General features: G+C 67.6%; 22 protein-coding genes and 4 tRNA genes. 9 read left to right on the forward strand and 17 right to left on the reverse strand.

All coding sequences use genetic code 11. The features are described 5' to 3' along the window. Window positions 1-9: 9 nt before the first annotated feature. The 12 genes from tuf to ACCQ05_RS16725 all read right to left on the reverse strand — a co-directional run bounded on the left by tuf (window position 10) and on the right by ACCQ05_RS16725 (window position 8,647). Window positions 10-1,200: an elongation factor Tu gene (tuf, locus tag ACCQ05_RS16670; protein ID WP_064508646.1), complete on the reverse strand. Its 1,191-nt coding sequence runs from the start codon at window positions 1,198-1,200 to the stop codon at window positions 10-12. Between the two features lie 46 nt (window positions 1,201-1,246). Next, window positions 1,247-1,322: transfer RNA gene (locus ACCQ05_RS16675), tRNA-Thr, on the reverse strand. Between the two features lie 33 nt (window positions 1,323-1,355). Beyond that, window positions 1,356-1,429 (reverse strand) — tRNA-Gly (locus ACCQ05_RS16680). Window positions 1,430-1,458: 29 nt separating this feature from the next. Further along, a tRNA-Tyr gene (locus ACCQ05_RS16685) sits at window positions 1,459-1,544 on the reverse strand. A gap of 152 nt (window positions 1,545-1,696) precedes the next feature. Further along, the gene (ychF, locus tag ACCQ05_RS16690; RefSeq protein ID WP_372391591.1) at window positions 1,697-2,788 is read right to left on the reverse strand and encodes a redox-regulated ATPase YchF; all 1,092 of its coding nucleotides are present in this window, start codon (window positions 2,786-2,788) and stop codon (window positions 1,697-1,699) included. 74 nt (window positions 2,789-2,862) lie between these two features. Next, a complete protein-coding gene (pth, locus tag ACCQ05_RS16695) occupies window positions 2,863-3,447 on the reverse strand; it encodes an aminoacyl-tRNA hydrolase (protein ID WP_372391593.1) in 585 nt (194 codons plus the stop codon). A 51-nt stretch (window positions 3,448-3,498) separates the two neighbouring features. Continuing rightward, window positions 3,499-4,134 carry a 50S ribosomal protein L25/general stress protein Ctc gene (locus ACCQ05_RS16700; protein ID WP_104539844.1) on the reverse strand — a complete coding sequence of 212 codons (636 nt, stop codon included), beginning with the start codon at window positions 4,132-4,134 and terminating at the stop codon, window positions 3,499-3,501. A gap of 108 nt (window positions 4,135-4,242) precedes the next feature. Continuing rightward, entirely contained in the window at window positions 4,243-5,202 is a 960-nt protein-coding gene (locus ACCQ05_RS16705; protein WP_228963981.1) for a ribose-phosphate diphosphokinase, read from the reverse strand. A gap of 157 nt (window positions 5,203-5,359) precedes the next feature. Next, window positions 5,360-5,436: transfer RNA gene (locus ACCQ05_RS16710), tRNA-Gln, on the reverse strand. A 12-nt stretch (window positions 5,437-5,448) separates the two neighbouring features. Beyond that, window positions 5,449-6,327 carry a 4-(cytidine 5'-diphospho)-2-C-methyl-D-erythritol kinase gene (gene ispE / locus ACCQ05_RS16715; protein WP_372391595.1) on the reverse strand — a complete coding sequence of 293 codons (879 nt, stop codon included), beginning with the start codon at window positions 6,325-6,327 and terminating at the stop codon, window positions 5,449-5,451. Continuing rightward, complete coding sequence (gene lolB / locus ACCQ05_RS16720; RefSeq protein ID WP_228963985.1) at window positions 6,309-6,962, reverse strand: lipoprotein insertase outer membrane protein LolB; 654 nt, start codon at window positions 6,960-6,962, stop codon at window positions 6,309-6,311. The genes ispE and lolB overlap by 19 nt, the downstream gene beginning before the upstream one ends. After that, window positions 6,959-8,647, reverse strand: coding sequence for a tetratricopeptide repeat protein (locus ACCQ05_RS16725; RefSeq protein ID WP_104539848.1), 1,689 nt, complete (start codon window positions 8,645-8,647; stop codon window positions 6,959-6,961). Before ACCQ05_RS16725 ends, lolB begins: the two co-directional genes overlap by 4 nt. A 65-nt stretch (window positions 8,648-8,712) precedes the next feature. Here ACCQ05_RS16725 and hemA point away from each other — a divergent pair, with 65 nt between their 5' ends. From hemA to ppk2, 5 genes are all read left to right on the forward strand, one after another. Further along, a complete protein-coding gene (hemA, locus tag ACCQ05_RS16730) occupies window positions 8,713-10,011 on the forward strand; it encodes a glutamyl-tRNA reductase (RefSeq protein WP_372391598.1) in 1,299 nt (432 codons plus the stop codon). After that, complete coding sequence (prfA, locus tag ACCQ05_RS16735) at window positions 9,989-11,074, forward strand: peptide chain release factor 1 (protein WP_372391600.1); 1,086 nt, start codon at window positions 9,989-9,991, stop codon at window positions 11,072-11,074. The genes hemA and prfA overlap by 23 nt, the downstream gene beginning before the upstream one ends. Next, window positions 11,071-12,777 carry an O-linked N-acetylglucosamine transferase, SPINDLY family protein gene (locus ACCQ05_RS16740; protein ID WP_372391602.1) on the forward strand — a complete coding sequence of 569 codons (1,707 nt, stop codon included), beginning with the start codon at window positions 11,071-11,073 and terminating at the stop codon, window positions 12,775-12,777. Before prfA ends, ACCQ05_RS16740 begins: the two co-directional genes overlap by 4 nt. 523 nt (window positions 12,778-13,300) lie before the next feature. Next, entirely contained in the window at window positions 13,301-13,819 is a 519-nt protein-coding gene (moaB, locus tag ACCQ05_RS16745) for a molybdenum cofactor biosynthesis protein B (protein ID WP_372391605.1), read from the forward strand. A 32-nt stretch (window positions 13,820-13,851) separates the two neighbouring features. Further along, window positions 13,852-14,634, forward strand: a complete 783-nt coding sequence (ppk2, locus tag ACCQ05_RS16750) for a polyphosphate kinase 2 (RefSeq protein ID WP_372391608.1) — start codon at window positions 13,852-13,854, stop codon at window positions 14,632-14,634. Here ppk2 and ACCQ05_RS16755 read toward each other — a convergent pair. From ACCQ05_RS16755 to ACCQ05_RS16770, 4 genes are all read right to left on the reverse strand, one after another. Continuing rightward, complete coding sequence (locus tag ACCQ05_RS16755; protein WP_104539855.1) at window positions 14,616-15,845, reverse strand: hypothetical protein; 1,230 nt, start codon at window positions 15,843-15,845, stop codon at window positions 14,616-14,618. The genes ppk2 and ACCQ05_RS16755 overlap by 19 nt on opposite strands. A gap of 84 nt (window positions 15,846-15,929) precedes the next feature. Next, window positions 15,930-16,196, reverse strand: coding sequence for an acylphosphatase (locus tag ACCQ05_RS16760; protein ID WP_372391612.1), 267 nt, complete (start codon window positions 16,194-16,196; stop codon window positions 15,930-15,932). Continuing rightward, window positions 16,196-16,807, reverse strand: coding sequence for a TlpA family protein disulfide reductase (locus ACCQ05_RS16765; protein WP_228964005.1), 612 nt, complete (start codon window positions 16,805-16,807; stop codon window positions 16,196-16,198). The genes ACCQ05_RS16760 and ACCQ05_RS16765 overlap by 1 nt, the downstream gene beginning before the upstream one ends. Next, entirely contained in the window at window positions 16,804-18,081 is a 1,278-nt protein-coding gene (locus ACCQ05_RS16770) for a YihY family inner membrane protein (RefSeq protein WP_104539858.1), read from the reverse strand. Before ACCQ05_RS16770 ends, ACCQ05_RS16765 begins: the two co-directional genes overlap by 4 nt. 51 nt (window positions 18,082-18,132) lie before the next feature. On the opposite strand from ACCQ05_RS16770, the gene wrbA reads away from it, so the two are divergent. From wrbA to ybaK, 4 genes are all read left to right on the forward strand, one after another. Continuing rightward, window positions 18,133-18,789 (forward strand): NAD(P)H:quinone oxidoreductase, encoded by a 657-nt coding sequence (gene wrbA, locus ACCQ05_RS16775; RefSeq protein WP_372391614.1) that lies wholly within the window; start codon window positions 18,133-18,135, stop codon window positions 18,787-18,789. After that, entirely contained in the window at window positions 18,786-19,130 is a 345-nt protein-coding gene (locus tag ACCQ05_RS16780; RefSeq protein ID WP_104539860.1) for a DUF2069 domain-containing protein, read from the forward strand. The genes wrbA and ACCQ05_RS16780 overlap by 4 nt, the downstream gene beginning before the upstream one ends. 167 nt (window positions 19,131-19,297) lie before the next feature. Then, window positions 19,298-19,783: an asparaginase domain-containing protein gene (locus ACCQ05_RS16785; RefSeq protein ID WP_104539861.1), complete on the forward strand. Its 486-nt coding sequence runs from the start codon at window positions 19,298-19,300 to the stop codon at window positions 19,781-19,783. Between the two features lie 4 nt (window positions 19,784-19,787). After that, window positions 19,788-20,267: a Cys-tRNA(Pro) deacylase gene (gene ybaK, locus ACCQ05_RS16790; protein ID WP_228964008.1), complete on the forward strand. Its 480-nt coding sequence runs from the start codon at window positions 19,788-19,790 to the stop codon at window positions 20,265-20,267. A gap of 154 nt (window positions 20,268-20,421) precedes the next feature. Here ybaK and ACCQ05_RS16795 read toward each other — a convergent pair whose 3' ends face one another. Beyond that, window positions 20,422-22,119: a S8 family peptidase gene (locus ACCQ05_RS16795; protein ID WP_228964011.1), complete on the reverse strand. Its 1,698-nt coding sequence runs from the start codon at window positions 22,117-22,119 to the stop codon at window positions 20,422-20,424. Window positions 22,120-22,229: the final 110 nt, after the last annotated feature.

Consider the following 22,229-nt stretch of genomic DNA (forward strand, 5'->3'; position numbering starts at 1 on the left):
CACAGGTTCTTACTTGACGATCTTGGCAACCACGCCGGCGCCGACGGTGCGGCCGCCTTCGCGGATGGCGAAACGCAGGCCTTCGTCCATCGCGACCGGATTGATCAAGGTCACGACCATCTTCACGTTGTCGCCCGGCATCACCATTTCCACGCCTTCCGGCAGCTGGCAAGCGCCAGTGATGTCGGTGGTACGGAAGTAGAACTGCGGACGGTAGCCCTTGAAGAACGGGGTATGACGGCCACCCTCATCCTTGGACAGCACGTAGACTTCGGCTTCGAACTCGGTGTGCGGCTTGATCGAACCCGGCTTGCACAGCACCTGGCCGCGCTCGACGTCGTCACGCTTGGTGCCGCGCAGCAGCAGACCGGCGTTGTCGCCTGCCTGACCCTGATCCAGCAGCTTGCGGAACATTTCCACGCCGGTGACGGTGGTCTTCTGCGTATCGCGGATACCGACGATTTCGATTTCGTCGCCCACCTTGATGATGCCGCGCTCGATACGACCGGTCACCACGGTGCCGCGGCCGGAGATCGAGAACACGTCTTCGACCGGCATCAGGAACGGACGATCCACGTCGCGGGTCGGCTCCGGAATGAAGCTATCCAGGGCATCGACCAGCTTCAGGATGGCCGGCACGCCGATCTCGCTCTGATCGCCGTCCAGCGCCAGACGGGCCGAACCGTGGATGATCGGGGTATCGTCGCCCGGGAAGTCGTACTTGCTCAGCAGCTCGCGCACTTCCATTTCGACCAGCTCGAGCAGCTCGGCGTCGTCAACCATGTCGGCCTTGTTCAGGAACACCACGATGTGCGGCACGCCGACCTGACGCGAGAGCAGGATGTGCTCGCGGGTCTGCGGCATCGGGCCGTCAGCGGCCGAGCACACCAGGATCGCGCCGTCCATCTGGGCCGCACCGGTGATCATGTTCTTGACGTAGTCGGCGTGGCCGGGGCAGTCGACGTGCGCGTAGTGGCGGGTCGGGGACTCGTATTCCACGTGCGCGGTCGAAATCGTGATGCCGCGCGCCTTCTCTTCCGGCGCTGCGTCGATCGCGTCGTACGCCTTGAACTCGCCACCGAAACGCTCTGCACCGATCTTGGTCAGCGCGGCGGTCAACGTGGTCTTGCCATGGTCGACGTGACCGATGGTGCCGACGTTCACGTGCGGCTTGGTGCGCTCGAATTTAGCTTTTGCCATGGGTGCAAGTTCTCGGTAATCGTTTGGAGTTAAGACGATTGAGTAATGGTGCTCACGAAAGGAATCGAACCTTCGACCTCCTCCTTACCAAGGAGGTGCTCTACCGACTGAGCTACGTGAGCGAGTTTTGCATTATGCCATGCATTTGCGTTCAATGGAGCGGGAGACGGGAATCGAACCCGCACCATCAGCTTGGAAGGCTGAGGTTCTACCGTTGAACTACTCCCGCGCCGGGAACTGCATGCCACAACGTGAAACTGGTGGAGGGAGGTGGATTCGAACCACCGAAGGCGTAAGCCAGCAGATTTACAGTCTGCCCCCGTTGGCCGCTTGGGTATCCCTCCAGCTTTTACTACCGGACCGTTGCGCCAGGAGGCGAATCGGTTCGGGGTGAAGCAGCCCGTTATTTTGTTGTGGGCGACGCCCGGTGTCAACAAAAATTTCGAGAAATCGTCACGACTGAATACGCACGCCGTGCAGGGCGGCGCGCTGCCGGTCAGACGTTGAAACGGAAATGCAGCACATCGCCTTCCTGGACGCGGTATTCCTTGCCTTCCAGGCGCAGACGGCCGGCGTCGCGCGCACCGGCTTCGCCACGGTACTTGATGAAGTCGTCGAAGCCGATCGTCTCCGCGCGGATGAAGCCCTTCTCGAAATCGGTATGGATCACCGCTGCGGCCTGCGGCGCGGTGGAGCCCGCCCGGACCGTCCAGGCACGCACTTCCTTGACGCCTGCCGTGAAGTAGGTCTGCAGGCCCAACAGTGTGTAGGCCGCACGAATGACGCGATTGAGGCCAGGCTCGGCCAGGCCGAGATCGGCCAGGAAGGTGTCGCGGTCTTCGTCGTCGAGCTGGGACAGCTCTTCTTCGATGGCAGCCGAGACCGGCACCACTTCGGCGCCCTCGGCAGCGGCGTGCGCACGCACCGCATCCAGGTGCGGATTGTTCTCGAAGCCGTCTTCCAGCACGTTGGCGATGTACATCACCGGCTTGAGCGTCAACAGGAACAGATCGCGCACCAGCGCCTTCTCTTCCTCGTCCAGACCGGCGGCGCGCCCCGACTTGCCGTCGGCCAGCGCTGCCTGCAGCTTGGCCAGCACCGGCTTGCGCGCCGCTGCGTCCTTGTCGCCGCCCTTGGCGCTGCGCTCGGCGCGATTGAGCGCCTTTTCCACGCTGTCCAGGTCGGCCAGCGCCAGCTCGGTATCGATAGTTTCGATATCGGCGATCGGGTCGACCTTGTTATTGACGTGGATGACGTCATCGTTCTCGAAGCAACGCACCACATGGGTGATCGCATCAACTTCGCGGATGTGCGCCAGGAACTTGTTGCCCAGCCCTTCCCCGCTAGCCGCACCGGCCACCAGGCCGGCGATGTCGACGAACTCGACCGCGGTGGGGATCAGCTTCTGCGGCTTGACGATCTCGGCAAGCTGGTTGAGACGCGGATCGGGCACCGGCACGATGCCGACGTTCGGCTCGATGGTGCAGAACGGAAAGTTGGCCGCAGCGATGCCCGCCTTGGTCAGCGCGTTGAACAGGGTCGACTTGCCGACATTGGGCAGGCCGACGATGCCGCATTTGATACCCATGGGTCACATCCGGGATTCGGGATTCGGGATTGGGGATTCGTCGCGACGCCTGGCCGCGAATCCCCAATCCCCAATCACGCGCCCCTGCTGGTATGCAGACGCTTCATCGCTTCGTTGAAATTGCCTTCCATTGCCAGCGGCAGCATGTCGATGGCTGCATCCACGGCCGCGCCGATCGCCGCGTCGTCCTCGCGCCCTGCCCGCCCCAGCACCCATGGCACCACGCGATCCTTGTGACCGGGATGGCCGATACCGACCCGCAACCGATGGAACTTGCCATGCCCGAGCAGGCGGATGGTGTCGCGCAGGCCGTTCTGGCCGCCGTGACCGCCATCGAACTTGAGCCGTGCCGTGCCCGGTGCCAGATCCAGTTCGTCGTGTGCGACGAGCAGCTGCTCCGGCTCGATCTTCCAGAACCGCAATGCGGCGGTGATCGACTTGCCACTGAGATTCATGAAGGTGGCCGGCCTCAGCAGCCAGACCGATTGCCCCGCAAGATCGACCTTGGCCGTCTCGCCGAACAGCTTGCTGTCCAGGCTCCAGCGGGCGCCACTGCGCTCGATGAGGGCATCGACGAAACGAAACCCGGCGTTGTGCCGGGTTTGCGCGTGTTCGGGACCGGGATTGCCCAGCCCGACGATCAGACGAAGTGCAGACATGCCAGTGACCGCAGCCGATTCCCCGCATGCGGCGAGGAATCGGCCAGCGGATTACTTGGTCTCTGCGCCTTCGCTGCCTTCTTCACCGGCAGCATCTTCTTCCTCGACGCGCACGTGCTTGGCGGCGACCACGGCAACGTCGTGTTCCTTGCCCAGCTTCAGCTCGGGGATCTCGACACCGGCCGGCAGCTTGATCTCGGACAGGTGGATCACGTTGCCCACTTCCAGGTTGGCCAGATCGATCTCGATGAACTCCGGCAGGTCCTTCGGCAGGCACACCACCTGGACTTCGTTGAGCTCATGGGTGACGACCACTTCGCTCGACTTGCCGGCCGGCGAGCTGGCTTCGTTGATGAAGTGCAACGGCACGGCGGCGCTGAGCTTCTCGTTGGCGCTGACGCGCTGGAAGTCGATGTGCATGATCAGCTGCTTGAACGGATGGCGCTGCATGTCACGCAGCAGCACCTGCTGCACGTCGCCATTGAGGTTCAGGTCCAGGATCGACGAGTAGAACCACTCGTTCTGCTGGGCGAGCCAGATCTGCTCATGGTTGAGCTGGATGCTGACAGGCTCCAGATCGCCACCGTAGACGATGGCCGGAATGACGCCAGCGTGACGCAGGCGGCGGCTCGCACCCTTCCCCTCGTCTGCGCGGCGCTCGACCTTGATTTCGTGAGTCTTTGCCATGTTGTTTCACTACCTAGATTGGAATACCGCCTCGCGGCGATGAAGCGTCTCACCCGCGACCAGGAGAGACGTGTTGCCGGCGCCCGCGCCTGCGGGCACCGAATGGGGTTAGTCGACGTAGAGCGAGCTGACCGATTCGCCGAAGGCGATGCGGCGGATGGTCTCGGCCAGCAGTTCGGCCACGCTCAGCTGGCGGATCTTCGTGCACGTGCGAGCGGCGGCGCTCAGCGGGATCGTGTCGGTGACCACCAGCTCGTCGAGCTGCGAATTGTTGATGTTGTCCACCGCCGGGCCGGACAGCACCGGGTGGGTGATGTAGGCCACCACCTTGAGCGCGCCGCGCTGCTTGAGCGCTGCGGCGGCCGCACACAAGGTGCCGGCGGTATCGACCAGGTCGTCGACCAGCACGCAGGTCTTGCCCTGCACGTCGCCGATGATGTTCATCACGGTGGCGACGTTGGCGCGCGGACGACGCTTGTCGATGATGGCCAGATCGGCATCGTCCAGACGCTTGGCGACGGCGCGCGCGCGCACCACGCCACCCACGTCCGGCGAGACCACGATCAGGTTGTCGGTGCCGTAGGCGCGCCAGATGTCGGCCAGCAGCAGCGGCGAGGCGTAGACGTTGTCGACCGGCACATCGAAGAAGCCCTGGATCTGGTCGGCATGCAGGTCCACCGTCAGCACGCGGTCGGCCTCCATCGCGCAGATCATCTTGGCGGCGACCTTGGCGGTGATCGGCACGCGCGAAGAACGCATGCGGCGATCCTGGCGCGAGTAGCCGAAGTACGGGATCACGGCAGTGACCGACGCGGCGCTGGCGCGCTTGAGCGCGTCGATCAGCACCAGCAATTCCATCAGGTTTTCGGCGCTGGGCGCGCAGGTCGGCTGGATGACGAACACTTCCTGCCGGCGCACGCTTTCTTCGATCTCGACCTGCACCTCGCCATCGGAGAAGCGCGTGACCAGCGCCTTGCCCATGCGCACGCCCAGTTCCTTGCAGATGCTCTGGGCAAGCGGCTTGTTGGCGTTGCCGGAGAACACCAGCAGGTTACGTTGGTCTTGCATGGGATCTCTCGGGCGGCGGCGAAGAGCGTGCGATGGTGGAGCTGGACAAAGCCGACCCAATGCCGGGCTTTTTGTCCGATCCCCGCACATGGATGTGCGGGCTTTTGCAGAGGGACCTGCATCAACTACAGAGGGACCTGCATCAATGCATCAACAATGGCAGGGGCGGTAGGATTCGAACCTACGAATGCCAGGATCAAAACCTGGTGCCTTGGGCCTCTTGGCGACGCCCCTGCATCAAACCTGTCACGCGTCCAGTACGTCGAGCAAGGGCGAGTGCGCTGCACCCTCCACCACCCACGCCCGCAGGCTGCCCGGCAACTGCGCCAGCGCCTGCTCTGCAGCGGCGCGCGTGGCGAATTCGACGAAACAGCCGCTTCCCGACCCGGTCAAACGCGGCGTTCCGATCCTGGCCAGTGCCTGGAACACAGCCTCGACGGCAGGTTCCCGGCGCCGCAGGACCGGCTCGAACGCATTGTCGAGCAGAGAACCGGAAGCGAAGTCCGCTATTTTCGCGGGCGCGGCATCCCGCGTCAATTCCTGTGATCGAAATAGCGCCGGCGTAGGCACGTGAACGCCCGGATCCACCAGTACATAGGCCGCGTCCGCCAGCGCCATTGGAGTCAGCTGCTCCCCCACGCCCTCGGCCCAGGCGTTGTGCCCGCGCACGAACACCGGCACGTCCGCCCCCAGCTGCAAGCCCAGCCCGGCCAGTGCATCGACCGGCAAACCCAGGCCCCACAAGGCATTGAGCGCGACCAGCACGGTGGCCGCGTCCGATGAGCCGCCACCGAATCCGCCACCGGCGGGGATGCGCTTGTCGACGCGGATCTCGGCTCCGGCCTGGGTGGCGGCGGCCGACTGCAGCAGGCGCGCAGCCCGGATCACCAGATCGTCGTCTTCGGCGATGCCCGGCAGGCTGTCGCCGATACGCCGGATCTGGCCGTCGTTGCGCACACGAAGATGAATGGTGTCCCCCCAGGCCAGCAGCCGGAACACGGTCTGCAGCAGGTGGTAGCCATCGGCGCGGCGCCCGATAATCCGCAGAAACAGATTCAGCTTGGCCGGCGCGGGCCACGCCGACCAGTCGCTACCCGGCGCGTCCATCAAGGCGACACTGTCCACTGGTCCACCAGCAGGCGCACCTTGGCCTCGCCCTGGCGAGCCTCGATGCGCTGTGGTAGTTCGGGCAGACCGTCGCCGGCCGGTGCCCAGGCCAGGAAATCGATGGTCCAGCCGTCCTGCTGCACGGTGCGCGGGCGGCCGGCGGCGTCCAGGTCGACGCGCTGCGCGCCGGCCTCGGCGCTCCGCAGCGCGCGCACCCAGTCCGGCATCCGGTTGACCGGAATGGTCCAGCCGGTGGCCTCGCGCAGCACCTGCTCGGCATCCGGCCCGCTGCGCGGCCCGCCGTCCAGCCCTTCGATGCGACCGGCACCGGTGGCACTATCGCCGGTGAGCACCCAGCTCTGCCGGGTCACCGGCGCGCTGAGCTGGACGCGGTAGTGCGCGCCGTCCTGTTGCCAGTCGATGCGGCCACTGCCGCCGTCGCGGCCCTTGCTGATCGCCACCCGGCCCTGGAAGGACCACTGCGGATGCGCCTGCAGCCAGGCCTGGCGCGCCGCTTCCGCGGCGCGCGCCTCGTCGGAGACGCGCTCGACCACGGCCGCACCGCCGCCCTGCCCGCGCGGCACGCTGACGCAGCCGGACAACCCCACCAACACCAGCCCGCTCAGGGCCAGCGCCCGCAGCAAAACGCTCACAGGCCGAACTTCTCGATTGCGCGCTGCAAGGCGCGATTGTCCGGATCCAGCCGGCGCGCTTCGTCGAAGTAGCGCCGCGCCTCGTCCTGCCTGCCGCTGACCCACAGCACTTCGCCCACATGCGCGGCGATCTCCGGATCCTTGACCAGCGCCCAGGCGCGGCGCAGCTGCACCAGCGCCTCCTTGGTACGACCCATGCGATACAGCACCCAGCCGTAGCTATCGACGATGGCCGGGTTGTCCGGATCGGCGGTGCGGGCGCGATCGATCAGCGCCAGCGCCTCCTTGTAGCGGGTGGTGCGGTCGGCCAAGGTGTAGCCCAGCGCGTTTAGCGCCGCAACGTTCTCCGGTTCGGCCACCAGGATCTTGCGCAGGTCGGCCTCCGCTCGCGGCACGTCGTCGCGCCGTTCCCAGGCCAGTCCGCGGGCGTACAGCAGCGCGCCGTCGTCCGGGTACGCGGCCAGGCCACGCTCGAAGGCGTCCAATTCGCCGGCGGCATCGTTGGCGCGCTGGTGCAGCTCGGCTTCCAGCACGTAGGCATCGCGGCGGGCGTCGTCGTCGGCGCTGGCATCGCCCTGCAGCGCGCGCACCTCGGCCAGCGCCTCGGGTTTGCGGCCCAGTTCGTACAGTGCGCTGGCGGCACGCAGGCGCGCCTCGCTCAGCTGCGGGCCACCGGGCACGCCGCGGTACCACTCCACCGCCTCGTCGTAACGTTTGAGGAATTCGGCGATCTTGCCCAGCAGCAGGCGGCGGTCCGGGTCCGGCTTGGTCGCGTTGCTCCTGAGCTCGCCGTACAACGCTTCCAGCGCGCTGCGGTCTTTCTCCTTGGCCAGCATGGAGGCACGCAAGCCGTAGGTCTGGGTGTCCTGCGGGCCGGTGGACAGCACCCGCGCGGCCGCTTCGGTCTGGCCCATGGCGTCATAGGCGAAGGCCAGTGCGCCGCGCAGTTCGGAGTCCTTGACCGCCTGCGGCTCGACAGCCTTCAGCAGCGCCAGGGCCTCGTCGTTCTTGCCCTCCTGCTGCAGCTGGGTGGCGTGCAGCAAGGCCACGCGCGGCTCTTCGGGGAAGCGGCGCACCACCTCGTCGACGATGCGCTTGGCCAGCGCCGGACGTTCCATGCGCAGCGCCAGCCGGCCGAATTCCTGCCAGGCCTCGATCTGGTTGGGGATGGCACCCGCCTTGACCAGGTCTTCGAGCACATCGGCCGAGGCCTCCGGCTCGCGGCCGCCATTGGCCAGTGCGATCAGCGCAAAGCGCCAGCCGCGCGGGTCCGGTTCCTTGAGCAGGCCGAGCAGATCGCGGCGCGCGGTGCGCAGATCGTTGCGGCGCAGGGCCAGCGAGGCCTCGGTGCTGCGCATGGACATCGACGAGGGCGCGCGGGCGCGCCACAGCGCCAGGGCTTCGATGGCACGCGGATCGTCGTTGGCCAGCATGGCGATGCGGGCGGCGCGCTCGGCCAGGCCGGCATCGCCGGCTTCGGCCTTGGCGGCGTCCAGGTAGGCACGGGCAGCCTCGTCCAGCTGACCGGCCTGCAAGGCGAACTCGCCTGCCAGCACGGGCTCCAGCGAGGAGCTGCCGGCACTGCCGGCGGCGGCGGTGGGCGCCGCTTTCTTCGGTGCTGCAGTGGCACTGGCGGAGACTGCGACCAGCAAAAGAACACACAGGATGCGAATCGGTACAGGCATCGGGAGCAACCGGGCCGTAAAATGGGGCCCTGAATGGCCGCCAGCTTATCGCAAGCAACTGAACAATGACGTTGTGGGTGCTCGGACTGAATCACCAGACCGCCCCTGTGGACCTGCGCGAACGCGCGGCGTTCGCAGGTGATGCGCTGCCGCGCGCGCTCGAATCGCTGCGTGCGTTGCCGCATGTGCGCGAGGCCGCGTTGCTGTCCACCTGCAACCGCACCGAGTTGTACGCGATGGCCGACGACGCCCACACGCTGGCCGGCTGGCTGGATGCGCAGGCGCCGGGATTGGGCGGCCATCTGTACCAGCATCAGGACGCCGCCGCAGTACGCCACCTGTTCCGGGTGGCGACCGGGCTGGACTCGATGGTGCTGGGCGAGCCGCAGATCCTGGGCCAGGTGAAGGATGCCTGGGCCGTGGCGCGTGCGCACGGTGCGCTGGGCAGCGGGCTGGATCGCCTGTTCCAGCAGACGTTCTCGGTCGCCAAGCGCGCGCGCACCGATACCCGCGTTGGCGCCAATCCGGTATCGGTGGCGTCCACCGCCGTGCGCCTGGCACAGGAGTCGTTTGCCCGGCTCAACGAATCGACCGTGCTGCTGGTCGGTGCCGGCGAGACCATCGAACTGGCCGCCAAGCACCTGAGCGAAGGCCGGGTGCGGCGCCTGTTGATCGCCAACCGCACCCTCGCCCATGCGCAGACCCTGGCCAGCCAGCATGGCGGCTACGCGCTGCCGCTGACCGACCTGGAACGCCATCTGGCCGAAGCCGACGTGGTGTTTTCGGCCACCGCCGCGCGCGAGCCGGTGGTGACGCGGGGGCAGGTGGAGCAGGCGCTGCGCATGCGCAAGCGCAAGCCGATGCTGCTGTTCGACCTGGCGGTGCCGCGCGATATCGAAGCCTCGGTGGCGGAATTGAGCGACGCCTACCTGTATACGGTGGACGATCTGGAGCGCGCGGTCGAAGACAACCGGCGCAGCCGTCGCGAGGCGGCCGACCAGGCCGAGGCCATCATCGACCTGCAGGTGGCGCGCTATGTCGAGACCGTACAGGCCAATGCGCGTCAGGCTCCGTTGAAGCGACTGCGCGCCTTCGGCGACAACACCCGCGACGAGCTGCTGGCCAAGGCGCGCCAGCAATTGCACAACGGCAAGCCGGCCGACGAAGTGCTGGAACAACTGGCGCATGCGCTGACCAACCGCCTGCTGCATCCGCCCACCGCCGCGTTGCGCGATGCCGCGCTCAACAACGACCTGGAACTGACCAGCGCAGCCGACCGGCTGTTCCCGGAAAAGCCCGGTTACCAACATCCCCCTGTAGCTACCCCGATCGTGAGGACTGATGACGCCGACCCTGCGCCGTAAGCTCGAAGCGCTGGCCGAGCGCCGCGAAGAACTGCAGCACCTGCTGTCCGATCCGGACGTGGTGGGCAACAACGACAGGTTCCGCACCTTGTCGCGCGAACTGTCGCAGCTGGAGCCGGTAGCCGTGGCACTGGAAGAGGAAGCGCGCGCCAAGGCCGATCTGAGCGCCGCCGAGGCCATGCGCAACGACCCGGAAATGCGCGAACTGGCCGAGGAAGAGATCGCCGCCGCACAGGCGCGCCTGGACGAACTGGACGCGCAGCTGGCGCTGCTGCTGGTGCCGCGCGACCCGCGCGACGACGGCAACCTGTTCCTGGAAGTGCGCGCCGGCACCGGCGGCGACGAAGCGGCGATCTTCGCCGGCGACCTGTTCCGCATGTACGCCCGCTATGCCGAGCGGCAGGGCTGGAAGGTGGAGATCGAATCGGACAGCCCCGGCGAACATGGCGGCTACAAGGAAGTGGTGGCGCGGGTGGTCGGGCGCGGCGCGTATTCGCGGCTGAAGTTCGAATCCGGCACCCATCGCGTGCAACGCGTGCCGGCCACCGAATCGCAGGGCCGTATCCATACTTCGGCGGCGACGGTGGCGATCATCCCCGAGGCCGACGATGTGGAAGAGATCGCGATCAACCCGGCCGACCTGAAGGTGGACACCTTTCGCTCGTCCGGCGCCGGCGGCCAGCACGTCAACAAGACCGAATCGGCGATCCGCATCACCCACGTACCCAGTGGCGTGGTGGTGGAATGCCAGACCGAGCGCAGCCAACACGCCAACCGCGACAAGGCGATGAAGCGGCTGAAGGCGCAGTTGCTGGAGACCGAGCGCAGCAAGGCCGCCGCCGCCGAAGCGCAGACACGCAAACTGCAGGTGGGCAGCGGCGACCGCAGCCAGCGCATCCGCACCTACAGCTTTCCGCAGGGCCGCATCACCGACCATCGCGTGGAAGGGCTGACCCTGTACGACCTGCCCAACATCATCGAAGGCGACCTGGATGCCCTGATCGGCCGGCTGATCCACGAGCACCAGGCCGACGAACTGGCGCGGTTGAGCGACAGCCCGTGAGTGCGCAGGTCCCGCGCGAGCTGCTGCAGCTGCGCGAGGCGGTACAGCACCGGCCCGGCGATTTCGTGGCCTGGTTGATGCTGGCCGACGCCGAACTCGGCATGGGCGCCACCGCGGCCGGCGAGCAGGCGGTGCAACGCGCACTGCTGCTGCAGCCGGGCCACCCGGAAGCGGTGGCGCGGCTCGGGCGGGTGCGCTGGGCACAAGCGCGGCACGCCGAGGCGGCCGACCTGCTGCAGCAGGCGTCCGACCTAGTGCCGCAGCATCCGGGAATTGCACTGTGGCTGGGCCATGCATTGGAAGATGCCGGCCAGCCGGAACAGGCCGCCGCGGCCTACGCGCGCGCGTACCGGCTGCTTCCCGACGAGCCCTACATCGCCGCGCAACTGCTCAACTGGCGGCGTCGCCTGTGCGATTGGCGCGATGTACAGGCGCTGTCCACGCAGGTACGTGCGGCAGTGGCGCAAGGCGCTGCGGCGGTGGAGCCGTTCGCGTTCCTCAGCGAAGACGCCAGCGCGGCCGAACAGCTGGCCTGCGCACGGACCCGCGCGCAGGCCATCGCGACGCTGTTGCAGCCGCTGCCGCCGGTGGCGTTGCGCCGCCAGGGCGCGTTGCGGATCGGGTTCGTCTCCAACGGCTTCGGTGCGCATCCCACCGGCTTGCTGACGGTGGCGCTGTTGGAAGCCTTGCAGCAGCGTCAGCCGGGGCTGCAGGTGCATCTGTTCGCCACCAGCCACGATGACGCAAGCGAGATCCGTGCGCGTCTTGCGCGTGCCACCACGCTGCACGATGTCACCACGCTGGGGCACGTGGATGCCGCCCGGCACATCCGTGCGCAGGGGATCGATCTATTGTTCGACCTGCGCGGCTGGGGCGGCGGCGGACGCCCGGAAGTGTTCGCCTTGCGCCCGGCACCCCTGCAGTTCAACTGGCTGGCCTACCCCGGCACCTCCGGTGCGCCATGGATGGACTACGTGCTGGGCGATGCGTTCGCGTTACCGCCCTCGCTGGCACCGTTCTACAGCGAGCAGGTGCTGCGCCTGCCGCGCGTGTTTCAACCCTCGGATACCTCGCGCACGGTGGCCGCCCCGCCCTCGCGTGCGGAGTGCGGCCTGCCCGAGCACGGCGTGGTGCTGTGCTGCTTCAACAACAGCTACAAGCTCAATGCGCGCAGCCTGGCACGCATGCTGGCGGTGCTGCGCGCGGTACCGGGCAGCGTGCTGTGGCTGCTGTCCGGGCCAGGCCGGGCCGACGCGCGGCTGCGCGCGGCAGCGCAGGCGCAAGGCGTGGAGGCGCAGCGCCTTGTGTTCATGCCGAAGCTGCCGCACCCGCAGTATTTGGCGCGTTACCGGCACGCGGATCTGTTCCTGGACACGCACCCCTACAACGCCCACACCACCGCCTCCGATGCGCTATGGGCAGGCTGCCCGGTGCTGACCACCCCGGGCGAGACCTTTGCCGCGCGCGTGGCAGGCAGCCTGAATCATCATCTGGGGCTGGACGAAATGAATGTGGTCGATGACGCTGCATTCGTGGCCAAAGCCACCGCGCTGGCGAACGATCCGGGCCTGCTGGCTGAGGTGCGGGCGCGTCTGGCCGAGCAACGACAGCGCAGCGGCGTTTTCGATATGGATGGGTTTGCCGACGATCTTGCGACGATGCTGCGGGCGCTGGCGCGGGAGCATGGTTGGTTGGGGGTTTAGAGCAGCCAACAGCATTCCCTGTGCAGCTTCTATGCAGTTGCCAGGCGCGCGGCGGATGATCGAAATTCTCGTGTGCCACGCGCACTCGGAGTCTGAAAGCGCTAACCGCGCTACTGACAACTGCTCGCTACGGTGTCGGCTGCGTTTGATGCGTGGTTGGTAGCTGGTGAAAACTGGGCTGAAGCGGTGTTGCGGGTCGCCATGGCACTAGACGTCGCAATTGGCTACATGCAACCTCTGCGACGGTTGCGCGACTAGTTCGTCCAGGAAATTCTCCATGCGGCTTCGCCCGTACCCTCACCCCAACCCCCGCTCCGCGCCCCAGCCCGCGCTTGCGGCGCGGGCGCTCCAAGGCACGCGCGTCAGTGGCGCGCAAAGCTGTGCCTTTCGCCCCGCAGGAGAGGGGCTTTGGTCAGCGTGCTACTGCCTGGCACGAGGGAGGCTTTGGTTACGGCGCTGGTGCCTGACCCGACTTCACACCGCGGCGCTGTACCCGGCTCGTCAGCCTCGCTAGGCTTGGCGCATGCCATCGACTCCCGACTTCATTCCCCTGCGCCTGTGCGTGCTGACCGTGTCCGACAGCCGCAGCCTGGCCGACGATCGCTCCGGCGACTACCTGGCCGATGCCCTCACCCGGGAAGGCCATGTGCTGCACGAGCGCGCGCTGTGTCCGGACGACCGTTACCGCATGCGTGCGATCGTGTCGGCCTGGATCGCCGATACGCAGGTCGACGGCATCCTGGTCACCGGCGGCACCGGGTTCACCGGCCGTGACAGCACACCGGAGGCGATCACGCCGCTGCTGGACAAGCTGATGCCCGGCTTCGGCGAGATGTTCCGTGCGGTCAGCGTGGACGAAATCGGCACCTCTTCGCTGCAATCGCGCGCGTTCGCGGGGCTGGCCAACCACAGCTTCGTGTTCTGCCTGCCCGGCTCCACCTCGGCCTGCCGCACGGCGTGGGAAAAGATCGTGCGCGCGCAGCTGGATGCACGCACCAGACCCTGCAACCTGGCGACACTGCGTCCACGTCTGGGGCAATAGCCTGCGTGCTCTGCACTTTTGCCGGAACGCGCATGTCGCATCTCAAACGCAAGGCCTACAAGAAACTGCTGGCGCCGCTGCAACTGGAACTGGTCGGCATGGCGCGCTGGCTGCAGCACACCGGCCAACGCGCCCTGGTGCTGATGGAGGGCCGCGACACCGCCGGCAAGGGCGGTGCGATCCAGACCATCGCCAGCCACCTCAATCCGCGGCAGTGCCGGGTGGTGGCGCTGCCCAAGCCCAACGATCGCGAAAGCACGCAGTGGTACTTCCAGCGCTATGTCACCCATCTGCCGGCCGCCGGCGAGCTGGTGCTGATGGATCGCAGCTGGTACAACCGCGCCGGCGTGGAACGGGTGATGGGCTATTGCACAGACGCGCATTACGAAACGTTCCTGCAGCAGGCGCCTGGCTTCGAGCAGATGCTGGTCGATGACGGCATCCTGCTGTTCAAGTACTGGTTGTGCGTGGATCAGGCCGAGCAGGAACAACGCTTTGCCGAGCGGCACGAAGATCCGCTCAAGGGCTGGAAGCTGTCGCCGGTGGACCTGCAGTCGCGCGACAAATACGAGGCCTACACCGAAGCGCGCGAGCGCATGCTCGAGGCGACCCACACCCCGGCCGCGCCGTGGACCCTGGTGGACTTCAACGACCAGAAGCGCGGCCGGCTGAGCCTGATCCGCAACCTGCTGGACCGGCTCCCGGACACCTCGGTGCCCGAAGAACCGCTAGCGCTGCCGCCCTTGCACGGCAAGCCGCACAAGGAACGCTACGGCATGCTGGAACCGATCGACGATTACGCCGGCCAGTCCTGAGAGACTTCGTCGCTGGCCGCGGTGGCGCGCGGCAACGGATGCAGGCCGGCCTGACGTTCGGCCTGCTCGGCCTGCAGCACCAGCTGGCTCAGGCGCTGATTGAACAACTGCATGAAGCCGCGATGCAGCGGACGCATCGCTTCCATGTAATCCACGTCGTCGGCCTGCGGCCCGAGCGGGCTGCACGAGGACAGCAACACTTCGTCCAGGCGCAGCGCGCTGTCGGGCAGGCGCACCAGGGCGGCGCGGCGCAACCAGTCGCGCATGCCTTCGCGGTATTCGGCGGCCAGGATGTAGGCCACTTCGACCTGGTCCAGGTCCACGTCCGGGTTCCAGGCCAGCACCTGGATCACCTGCGAGCGCTCGTCCAGCACGCGGCTCTCGGCCACCAGGGCGTGCAGTTGCTGCAACAGGCGCCATTGGGTGCCGGCAGCATCGCGCTGCGTGGCCGGCATGGCCTCGATGGCCAGGGCCAGGCGGCGCGCGAACAATGCCGGCACATCGGCCAGCACGGCCGGGCCGGCGTCGGCGCCGAGCAGGAAACGTTCGGTGCGCAGCGCGGCCGTGTCGGGCAGATAACCGTCCTGCAGCGGACGCATCACGCCGTGATCGAGCAGCGACAACACCACGTCCAGCCAGTAGCGGCGCTCCTGTTGCAGCGCGCGGTTGGCGGAGGCGTTGTGCCAGGCACCACGTACCTCGTCCAGGCGGGCGATGCAGGCTTGGGCATCCATGCCGTCCCACGGCGTGCGGGTAGCGTCGTTGGGGTCGAAGCTTTCCGCGCTGAGCATACCGGCGCCGAAGCGATGCCAGGCCGCGCCGCGTTGGGTGCTGGTCGGGTCGAGCCTGGCAGCGCTCGCCGGGGCCGCAACCGCCGGGCGCAGCAATGCCGCGTAGGCATCGGCCCAGGACTCCGGCAGGCGCGCCGAGAGCGGATAGCTGGCGCTGGGCGCACCCAGACCATGCCGCGCCAGGCGCAGGCTCCACACCACTGCGCCGATCACGATCCCACCGAAGGTCCAGGCCAGCAGCCAACCGGCGGCCGCCTGCCCGGGGCGCAGCACCCGCGTCTGCGGCTGCTGGAACAACAGCCAGCCGATCCCCAGCAACGCGGCGAGATAGAGCCACGGCCCCCACTGCGCCAGAACCCGCGTGATGCCGTGGGCAGGCAGGTCGTGCCCGTGAGTGTGATCTTGAGATGGAGCAGCCATTGCATTCCCCTGAACGCCTGATCGCGTTGACAGGGTTATCGGCGAGGCGACCCAACTCTGTTGCCCCGCTGCGTTGGCGTGCGCTTAGCCAGTTACAAAGTCTTCAGACGGCGGCAGCGCACACGGCGTGCGCACCACCGTCGCCACGCTGGCCGCCGGTGGACCCTGCCACAGCCAGCGTTCCAGCGCATCCAGCGCCGCCGGGTCTCCGGCCGCGACGACCTCCACGCTGCCATCGGCCTGGTTGCGCGCATGCCCACGCAGGCCCAGCGCCCGCGCCTGCTTGCGGGTGGAAGCGCGATACCACACGCCCTGCACCACGCCGCTGACCACAAAGCGCGCGGCCTGCATCAGCCGGCCTTGCCGGTGATGCCCACCGCCGTTTCGATATCGCGTGCGGTGACCGGGCCGAGGAATTGCTTGGCCACCTTGCCGTCCGGACCGATCAGGTAGGTCATCGGCAGGCCGCGCGGCGTGGCGAAGTCCTGCGGCGGCTGGTAGGGGTCGAGGATCGCCACCGGATAGGACACCGGGTGGTCCTTCAGGAATGCCTGCATATCGGCGGTGGTGATGTCTTCGTAGGCCAGGCCCACCACTTCGACGGTGTCGCGCATGGTGTGCAGGGCCGACAGCTCCGGCATCTCCTTCAGGCAGGGCGCGCACCAGGTGGCCCAGAAGTTGACCACCACCCACTTGCCGCGATGCGCGGCCAGGTCGTAGGTCTCGCCCGAGACGGTGGGCAGCGACAGCCTGGGCATCTGCGCGGTCTGCTGCACGACCGAGCTGTTGGCGGCGCCGGCAGGCTCCGGGGCAGCGGGCTTTTCCGCCGGCTGGGCAGGGGCGGCCGGCGCAGTGGTCGCCGGGCCGGCAGCGGGCGTGCCCTCGCCGGTGGGCTTGCAGGCGGTCAGCAACAACAGCGGCAACAGCAGCGCACAGGCGCCGCGCACGAGGCGCACGGTCATGGAGGATCTCCGGGGAGGTGGGTATAGAGGTCGCCGACCGGTTGCGCCAGCACGCTGCGCAGGGGTTGGCGCAGCTGTTCCAGCGCGGCGGCAGCGGCCTGGCCATAGGCATCGTCGCGGCAGGGCAAGGGGCGGTCTTCGATCGGCACGCGCAACTGGCAGTTTTCGTAGAGTTCGGCCAGCGGCACAACGTCCAGATCGCGCGCCAGCAGCCATTGGCCGCGCTCGTCGCGACGCAGCAGGCGGATGCGTTTGAGCTCGCACAGCAGCTCCTGCATCACGGTATCGGTCAGCATCGGTTCCAGCGCCAGGATGCGGTCTTCGTCCAGGCCGTTGCCATGGATGCGCGCCTGCCGGAAGCGGCCCAGCAGACGCAGCAGGCCGTAGATCTCGAAGCCCGGCGGCAGGCGCATGGCCTCGGGCTGGTAACGGAAGGCGGACATCGACGAGGCCAGCGAGGCGCCCAGCAGCACCGACACCCAGCTCAGGTAGATCCACAACAACAGGATCGGCAGCGCCGACAGCGCGCCGTAGATGCGCTGATAGGTCTGGAAATTGCCCAGGTAGAAGCCGAAACCCCACTTCACGATCTCCATCAGGATCACTGCCAGCAACGCGCCCGGCAGCGCATGCCGCAGGCGCACCGCATGCTGCGGCACCACGCGGTAGATCAGCACGATGCAGACGAACTCCACCGCCATCGGCGCCAGCCGCCAGGCGAATTCGGCCAGCCATTGGCCTTCGGTGGTGCGGAACAGCGGCAGCGCGAACACGTAGGCGGCCATCGCCATCGCAGCGGCGGCCAGCATCGTGCCCAGGGTCAGCACCGTCCAGTAAATCAGGAACCGCGTCACCTTGGGCCGTGCGGCGGCCACCCGCCAGATGCTGTTGAAGGTCTGCTCGATGCTGTGCAGGGTGATCAGCAACGAGGCCACCAGCGCGACCATGCCGGCCACGGTGAACTTGCCCAGGTCTTCCAGCGAGCGGTTGAGATAGTTCTGCACCGAACGCGCTGCGCCGGGCACGAAGTTGTTGAAGATGAAGTCGGTCAGTGCGTCCTTCCACTCATTGAACGCGGGGAAGGCGGACAGCACGCCGAACACCACGATCGCCAGCGGTACCAGCGCAAACACCGTGGTGTAGGCCAGCGAAGCGGCGGCCTGGAACAGGCGGTCATCCAGGAAGCGGCGCCACAGGAAGCGCCCGAAGCTCACCGTCCGCGCGCGGTCGTGCAGACGTTCTTTCCATTGGTGGAGTTTGTTCACACGCGCCATCGCGCAAGGGTACCCGATGCGCCGTCATCGCGGCCTTGCCGCAACCGCGGCGTGCAGTGGGGCAGCGGCTTGGCCGATACTGCGGCAACTCACACAGGCGGCAGGAACACGATGGCGGAGATTCTGGTGCTGTATTACAGCCGTGGCGGTTCGGTGGCGCGGCTGGCGCGGCAGATCGCGCGCGGCATCGGCGAAGTGCCCGGCATGAGCGCGCGCCTGCGCACGGTGCCGCCGGTGGCCGCGGTGACCCAGACCAGCGCCCCGCCGGTGCCCGACGAAGGCGCGCCCTACGTGGACCGCGCCGACCTGGCCGAGTGCAGCGGCCTGCTGCTGGGCAGCCCGACCCGCTTCGGCAACATGGCCGCACCGATGAAGCACTTCATCGACAGCCTGGGTGCCGAATGGGCCAGCGGCACGCTGGCCGGCAAGCCGGCTGCGGTGTTCACCTCCACCGCTTCGATGCACGGCGGGCAGGAATCCACCCTGCTGTCGATGCACCTGCCGCTGCTGCATCACGGCTGCCTGATCGTGGGCATCCCGTTCACCGAGGCCGCGCTCAGCCATACCAGCAGCGGCGGCACGCCGTACGGCGCCAGCCATGTGTCCGGCGCCGGCGGCGACCCGCAACCGAGCGAGGACGAAGCCCTGCTGGCACGCGCGCTGGGCCGCCGGGTGGCCGATGTCGCGCGGCGGCTGGCCGCCGCATGAGCCTGCGCGCGGTGCACTGGTTGCTGACGACCGCCCTGCTGGCGCTGGCGGTGGTGTTCGTGGTCTGGTTTCACGACGATGCGCATCGCACCGCAGCGCTGTTGGTGTTCGCATTGCCAGCGGCGTGGATGGGCGTACTGGCGGTCCGTAGCGCGCGTGCGCGGTTCTGGGCCGGCGTGTTCGCGTTGGGCTGGTTCAGCCATGGCGTGATGGCAGCCTGGAGCCAGCCCGAGGCACGCGGCCTGGCCTGGCTGGAGCTGCTGCTGGCATTGCTGGTGATCGGGCTGGTGAGCGGGCCGGGCGTGGCCGCGCGCTTCGGCGGCAGGCGCAAGGCGCGCTGACCCGCACACCGCGCAGGCGGCCGCCGCCGACAGCCGCGCATGAGCGCACGTTTTCGACCTCCCCGCCCTGATGGCCGCAGCGTGCGCACTGCCAGCATCCCGGGCGGGCGGTATCATGACCGCCCTCGCGCGGTCTGCACCGCGTTGGCCCTACAGGATTGGCAGCAATGGAAGACCTTCTGATCGTCACCACCGGTGGCACGATCGACAAGATCTACTTCGACGACAAATCGGATTACCAGATCGGCGACCCGCAGATCGGGCAGATCCTCAAGGAACTGGGCGTGACCTTCCGCTTTTCGGTGATTCCGATCATCCGCAAGGATTCGCTGCACATCACCGATGCCGACCGCGAGCTGATCCGCGCCACCATCGCCGCCCAGCCCACCCGCCACGTGCTGATCACCCACGGCACCGATTCGATGGTGGAGACCGGCAAGGTGCTGCAGTCGATTGCCGACAAGACCATCGTGATGACCGGCGCGCTCAACCCGGCGCGCTTTCGCGGCTCGGATGCGGAATTCAACATCGGCTGTGCGGTGGGTGCGGTGCAGTCCTTGCCGGCCGGGGTCTATATCGCCATGAACGGGCGCGTCTGGAACCCGCAGAAGGTCCGCAAGAACGTCGCCGCCAACCGCTTCGAAGCGATTTGAGGCCATGAGCAAGGCGACCCGCGCCACCGGTGCGCTGGACGCGGCGGGCGTGGCATACGTGCTGCATCCATACGACTATCAGGCCGATGCCGATGCCAAGGGCCTGCAGGCGGCCACGGCGCTCGGCCTGGCACCACAGACGGTGCTCAAGACCCTGATGACCTGGGTCGACGACCAGGCGGTGTGCGTGGTGATTCCCTGCAACCGGCGCCTGTCGCTGAAGAAACTCGCCAGCGCGCAGGGCGGCAAGTCCGCCCGCATGATGGATGCGGCCGATGCCGAACGCCGCACCGGCTACAAGGTGGGCGGGATCAGCCCGCTCGGCCAGCAGCGGCAAGCACCGGTGCTGGTGGAAGCCACGGCGCTGGACGCGCCGGCGCTCTGGATCAATGCCGGCCAACGCGGCTTGCTGCTGGAATTGCCCGCTGCCCGCTTGTTGCAGGCCCTGGATGCGCGGGCCTGCACGCTTTGCGAATGCGCCTGATCGGCGCGTGCCGTCCACGTACGCACTGATGCTGTGCAGTCACTGCCGTGCATTGCACGGCGCACGCCGATCCGCGCGCTCCCGCGTCGGCGTCGAGCCGACGCGATGGTGCGCACGCCGCTGATGGCGCTTTGCCTGCGTGCGCACGCGGCACTCAGTACGCTGCAGTGACACTGACGCCCGAAAATGCCAGCGCCGCTTTCAACCGCACGTAGTACGTGCCGGCCGCCGGCGCGTTCACCGTGCAGCTGTCGGCATTGCCGGGCAGCATGCTGCGGCAGCTGTATGCGCTGTCGCTAGGCAACGCGCCTGCGCGCAGCGACAGATCGGCGTTGCCGCTGCCACCGCCCAGCGTCACCTTCAGTGCGCGCGTGCCGGCCGGGACGTTGACCTGGTAATACAGCACGTCCGACTGCGCAGCGCTCAGCCCGGTGCGCGCCACATTGCGGGCAAGCGTGGTCGATGCGATCACCGCTGCCAGCGCCCCGTCGGCGTTCACCAGGCCCGCGCCGCAGCCCTGGGTGCAGGCGACCGGCAACGGCCGTGCGCTGCTCTTGAGCAAGGCCTTCACCGTTGCCGGCGTGAGCGGGTTCAAGGCCACCGACTGCATCAACGCCACCACACCGGCCACATGCGGTGCGGCCATCGAGGTGCCGCTGTACGACGCATACGCCGCATTGCCCGGCACCGAGGTGCCGCTGTTGAGCGTGGACACGATGGCCTGACCCGGCGCCGCGATATCCACGCCCTTGCCGAAGTTGGAAAAACCGGCCTTCGCACCGGCCGAGGTGGTGGCCGCCACCGCGATCACGTTCGGGCAGTTGGCCGGCACGCTGGTGGACACATCCAGGTTGTTGTTGCCCGCGGCCACCACCACCGAACTGCCACGTGTCACTGCGGCGGCGATGGCATTGCTCATCGTCGCCGAGCAACTGCCGTAGCCACCCAGCGACAGATTGATCACCGTGGCAGGAGTCGGATTGGCAGGCAGCCCGGTCACCTTGCCGCCCGCTGCCCAGACGATGGCATCGGCGATATCGGACATATAACCGCCACACCTGCCCAGCACACGCAGTGGCAGCACCTTGGCATTGAACGCAGTACCCACCACGCCGGCGCTGTTGTTGCCGACGGCGGCGACGATGCCGGCCACATGGGTGCCATGCCAGCTGGAACTGGATGCGGACGCCCCGGAGCCGCACTCGTTCGCGGCTGACCAGTCGCCCTGGTCGGCTGCGTTCGCGTCGCGCGCATTGCCGTCGCGGGCGGTCGCCGGATCGGTGATGAAGTCGTAGCCGGGCAAGACATTGGCGGCCAGGTCCGGATGCGCGGCGATGCCGGTGTCGACCACCGCCACCACGATGCCCTTGCCGGTGGAACGGTCCCAGGCCGGACGGATGTTGAGGCCGGCGTTACTGGTGCCCATCGCCCACTGCTGCGGAACGCCAGGATCGTTGGGCACCAGCAAGGGGCGCATCAGCACATCCACTTCCACGCGTTTGACCGCCGGGTCGGCGGCGAGCCGCCGCATCAGGCTTTCGGCATCCACGCGGTCGAGCTTGCGGTCGGCCACCAACAGCATCGGGCCGGTGCTGAGCCGGCGCGTGGTCGACAGACCCAAGGCGCGTCCCTGCCGCGCGGGCACGGCGCTGGCAATCTCGCGCCACGGCGCAGACAGCCCGGTGGCGCGGCTGGTGCCGACGCGGTTGGTGTAGCTGACGATGAAGCGCTGGTGCGTGGTACTGGACCCCAGCCCTTGCAGACTGACCTCGCCCGCAGCGGCGTGGAACGTACAAGACAGTGCACAGACGAACACGGCGCGGCGCAGCACGCCAACCGATGCATACGACATGGATCAATCCCTCCCCAAGGACCTGAAACCCGGAAAGACAAGGCGCCGATGCCACTGGCGACGCACCCTGCCCGATCGTGTGGCGGCTGGTGCTCCGGCCATGCCTCACG

The sequence above is a fragment of the Xanthomonas sp. NCPPB 3582 genome, assembly GCF_041475735.2.
Taxonomy (GTDB): domain Bacteria; phylum Pseudomonadota; class Gammaproteobacteria; order Xanthomonadales; family Xanthomonadaceae; genus Xanthomonas; species Xanthomonas codiaei.

Excerpts from the sequence above, each read along its gene's own strand:
- tuf (WP_064508646.1), bottom strand. The coding sequence starts at position 1,200 with ATGGCAAAAGCTAAATTCGAGCGCACCAAGCCGCACGTGAACGTCGGC.
- ychF (WP_372391591.1), bottom strand. The coding sequence starts at position 2,788 with ATGGGTATCAAATGCGGCATCGTCGGCCTGCCCAATGTCGGCAAGTCG.
- pth (WP_372391593.1), bottom strand. The coding sequence starts at position 3,447 with ATGTCTGCACTTCGTCTGATCGTCGGGCTGGGCAATCCCGGTCCCGAA.
- ACCQ05_RS16700 (WP_104539844.1), bottom strand. The coding sequence starts at position 4,134 with ATGGCAAAGACTCACGAAATCAAGGTCGAGCGCCGCGCAGACGAGGGG.
- ACCQ05_RS16705 (WP_228963981.1), bottom strand. The coding sequence starts at position 5,202 with ATGCAAGACCAACGTAACCTGCTGGTGTTCTCCGGCAACGCCAACAAG.
- ACCQ05_RS16725 (WP_104539848.1), bottom strand. The coding sequence starts at position 8,647 with ATGCCTGTACCGATTCGCATCCTGTGTGTTCTTTTGCTGGTCGCAGTC.
- hemA (WP_372391598.1), top strand. The coding sequence starts at position 8,713 with ATGACGTTGTGGGTGCTCGGACTGAATCACCAGACCGCCCCTGTGGAC.
- prfA (WP_372391600.1), top strand. The coding sequence starts at position 9,989 with ATGACGCCGACCCTGCGCCGTAAGCTCGAAGCGCTGGCCGAGCGCCGC.
- moaB (WP_372391605.1), top strand. The coding sequence starts at position 13,301 with ATGCCATCGACTCCCGACTTCATTCCCCTGCGCCTGTGCGTGCTGACC.
- ppk2 (WP_372391608.1), top strand. The coding sequence starts at position 13,852 with ATGTCGCATCTCAAACGCAAGGCCTACAAGAAACTGCTGGCGCCGCTG.
- ACCQ05_RS16755 (WP_104539855.1), bottom strand. The coding sequence starts at position 15,845 with ATGGCTGCTCCATCTCAAGATCACACTCACGGGCACGACCTGCCTGCC.
- ACCQ05_RS16760 (WP_372391612.1), bottom strand. The coding sequence starts at position 16,196 with ATGCAGGCCGCGCGCTTTGTGGTCAGCGGCGTGGTGCAGGGCGTGTGG.
- ACCQ05_RS16765 (WP_228964005.1), bottom strand. The coding sequence starts at position 16,807 with ATGACCGTGCGCCTCGTGCGCGGCGCCTGTGCGCTGCTGTTGCCGCTG.
- ACCQ05_RS16770 (WP_104539858.1), bottom strand. The coding sequence starts at position 18,081 with ATGGCGCGTGTGAACAAACTCCACCAATGGAAAGAACGTCTGCACGAC.
- ACCQ05_RS16780 (WP_104539860.1), top strand. The coding sequence starts at position 18,786 with ATGAGCCTGCGCGCGGTGCACTGGTTGCTGACGACCGCCCTGCTGGCG.
- ACCQ05_RS16785 (WP_104539861.1), top strand. The coding sequence starts at position 19,298 with ATGGAAGACCTTCTGATCGTCACCACCGGTGGCACGATCGACAAGATC.
- ybaK (WP_228964008.1), top strand. The coding sequence starts at position 19,788 with ATGAGCAAGGCGACCCGCGCCACCGGTGCGCTGGACGCGGCGGGCGTG.
- ACCQ05_RS16795 (WP_228964011.1), bottom strand. The coding sequence starts at position 22,119 with ATGTCGTATGCATCGGTTGGCGTGCTGCGCCGCGCCGTGTTCGTCTGT.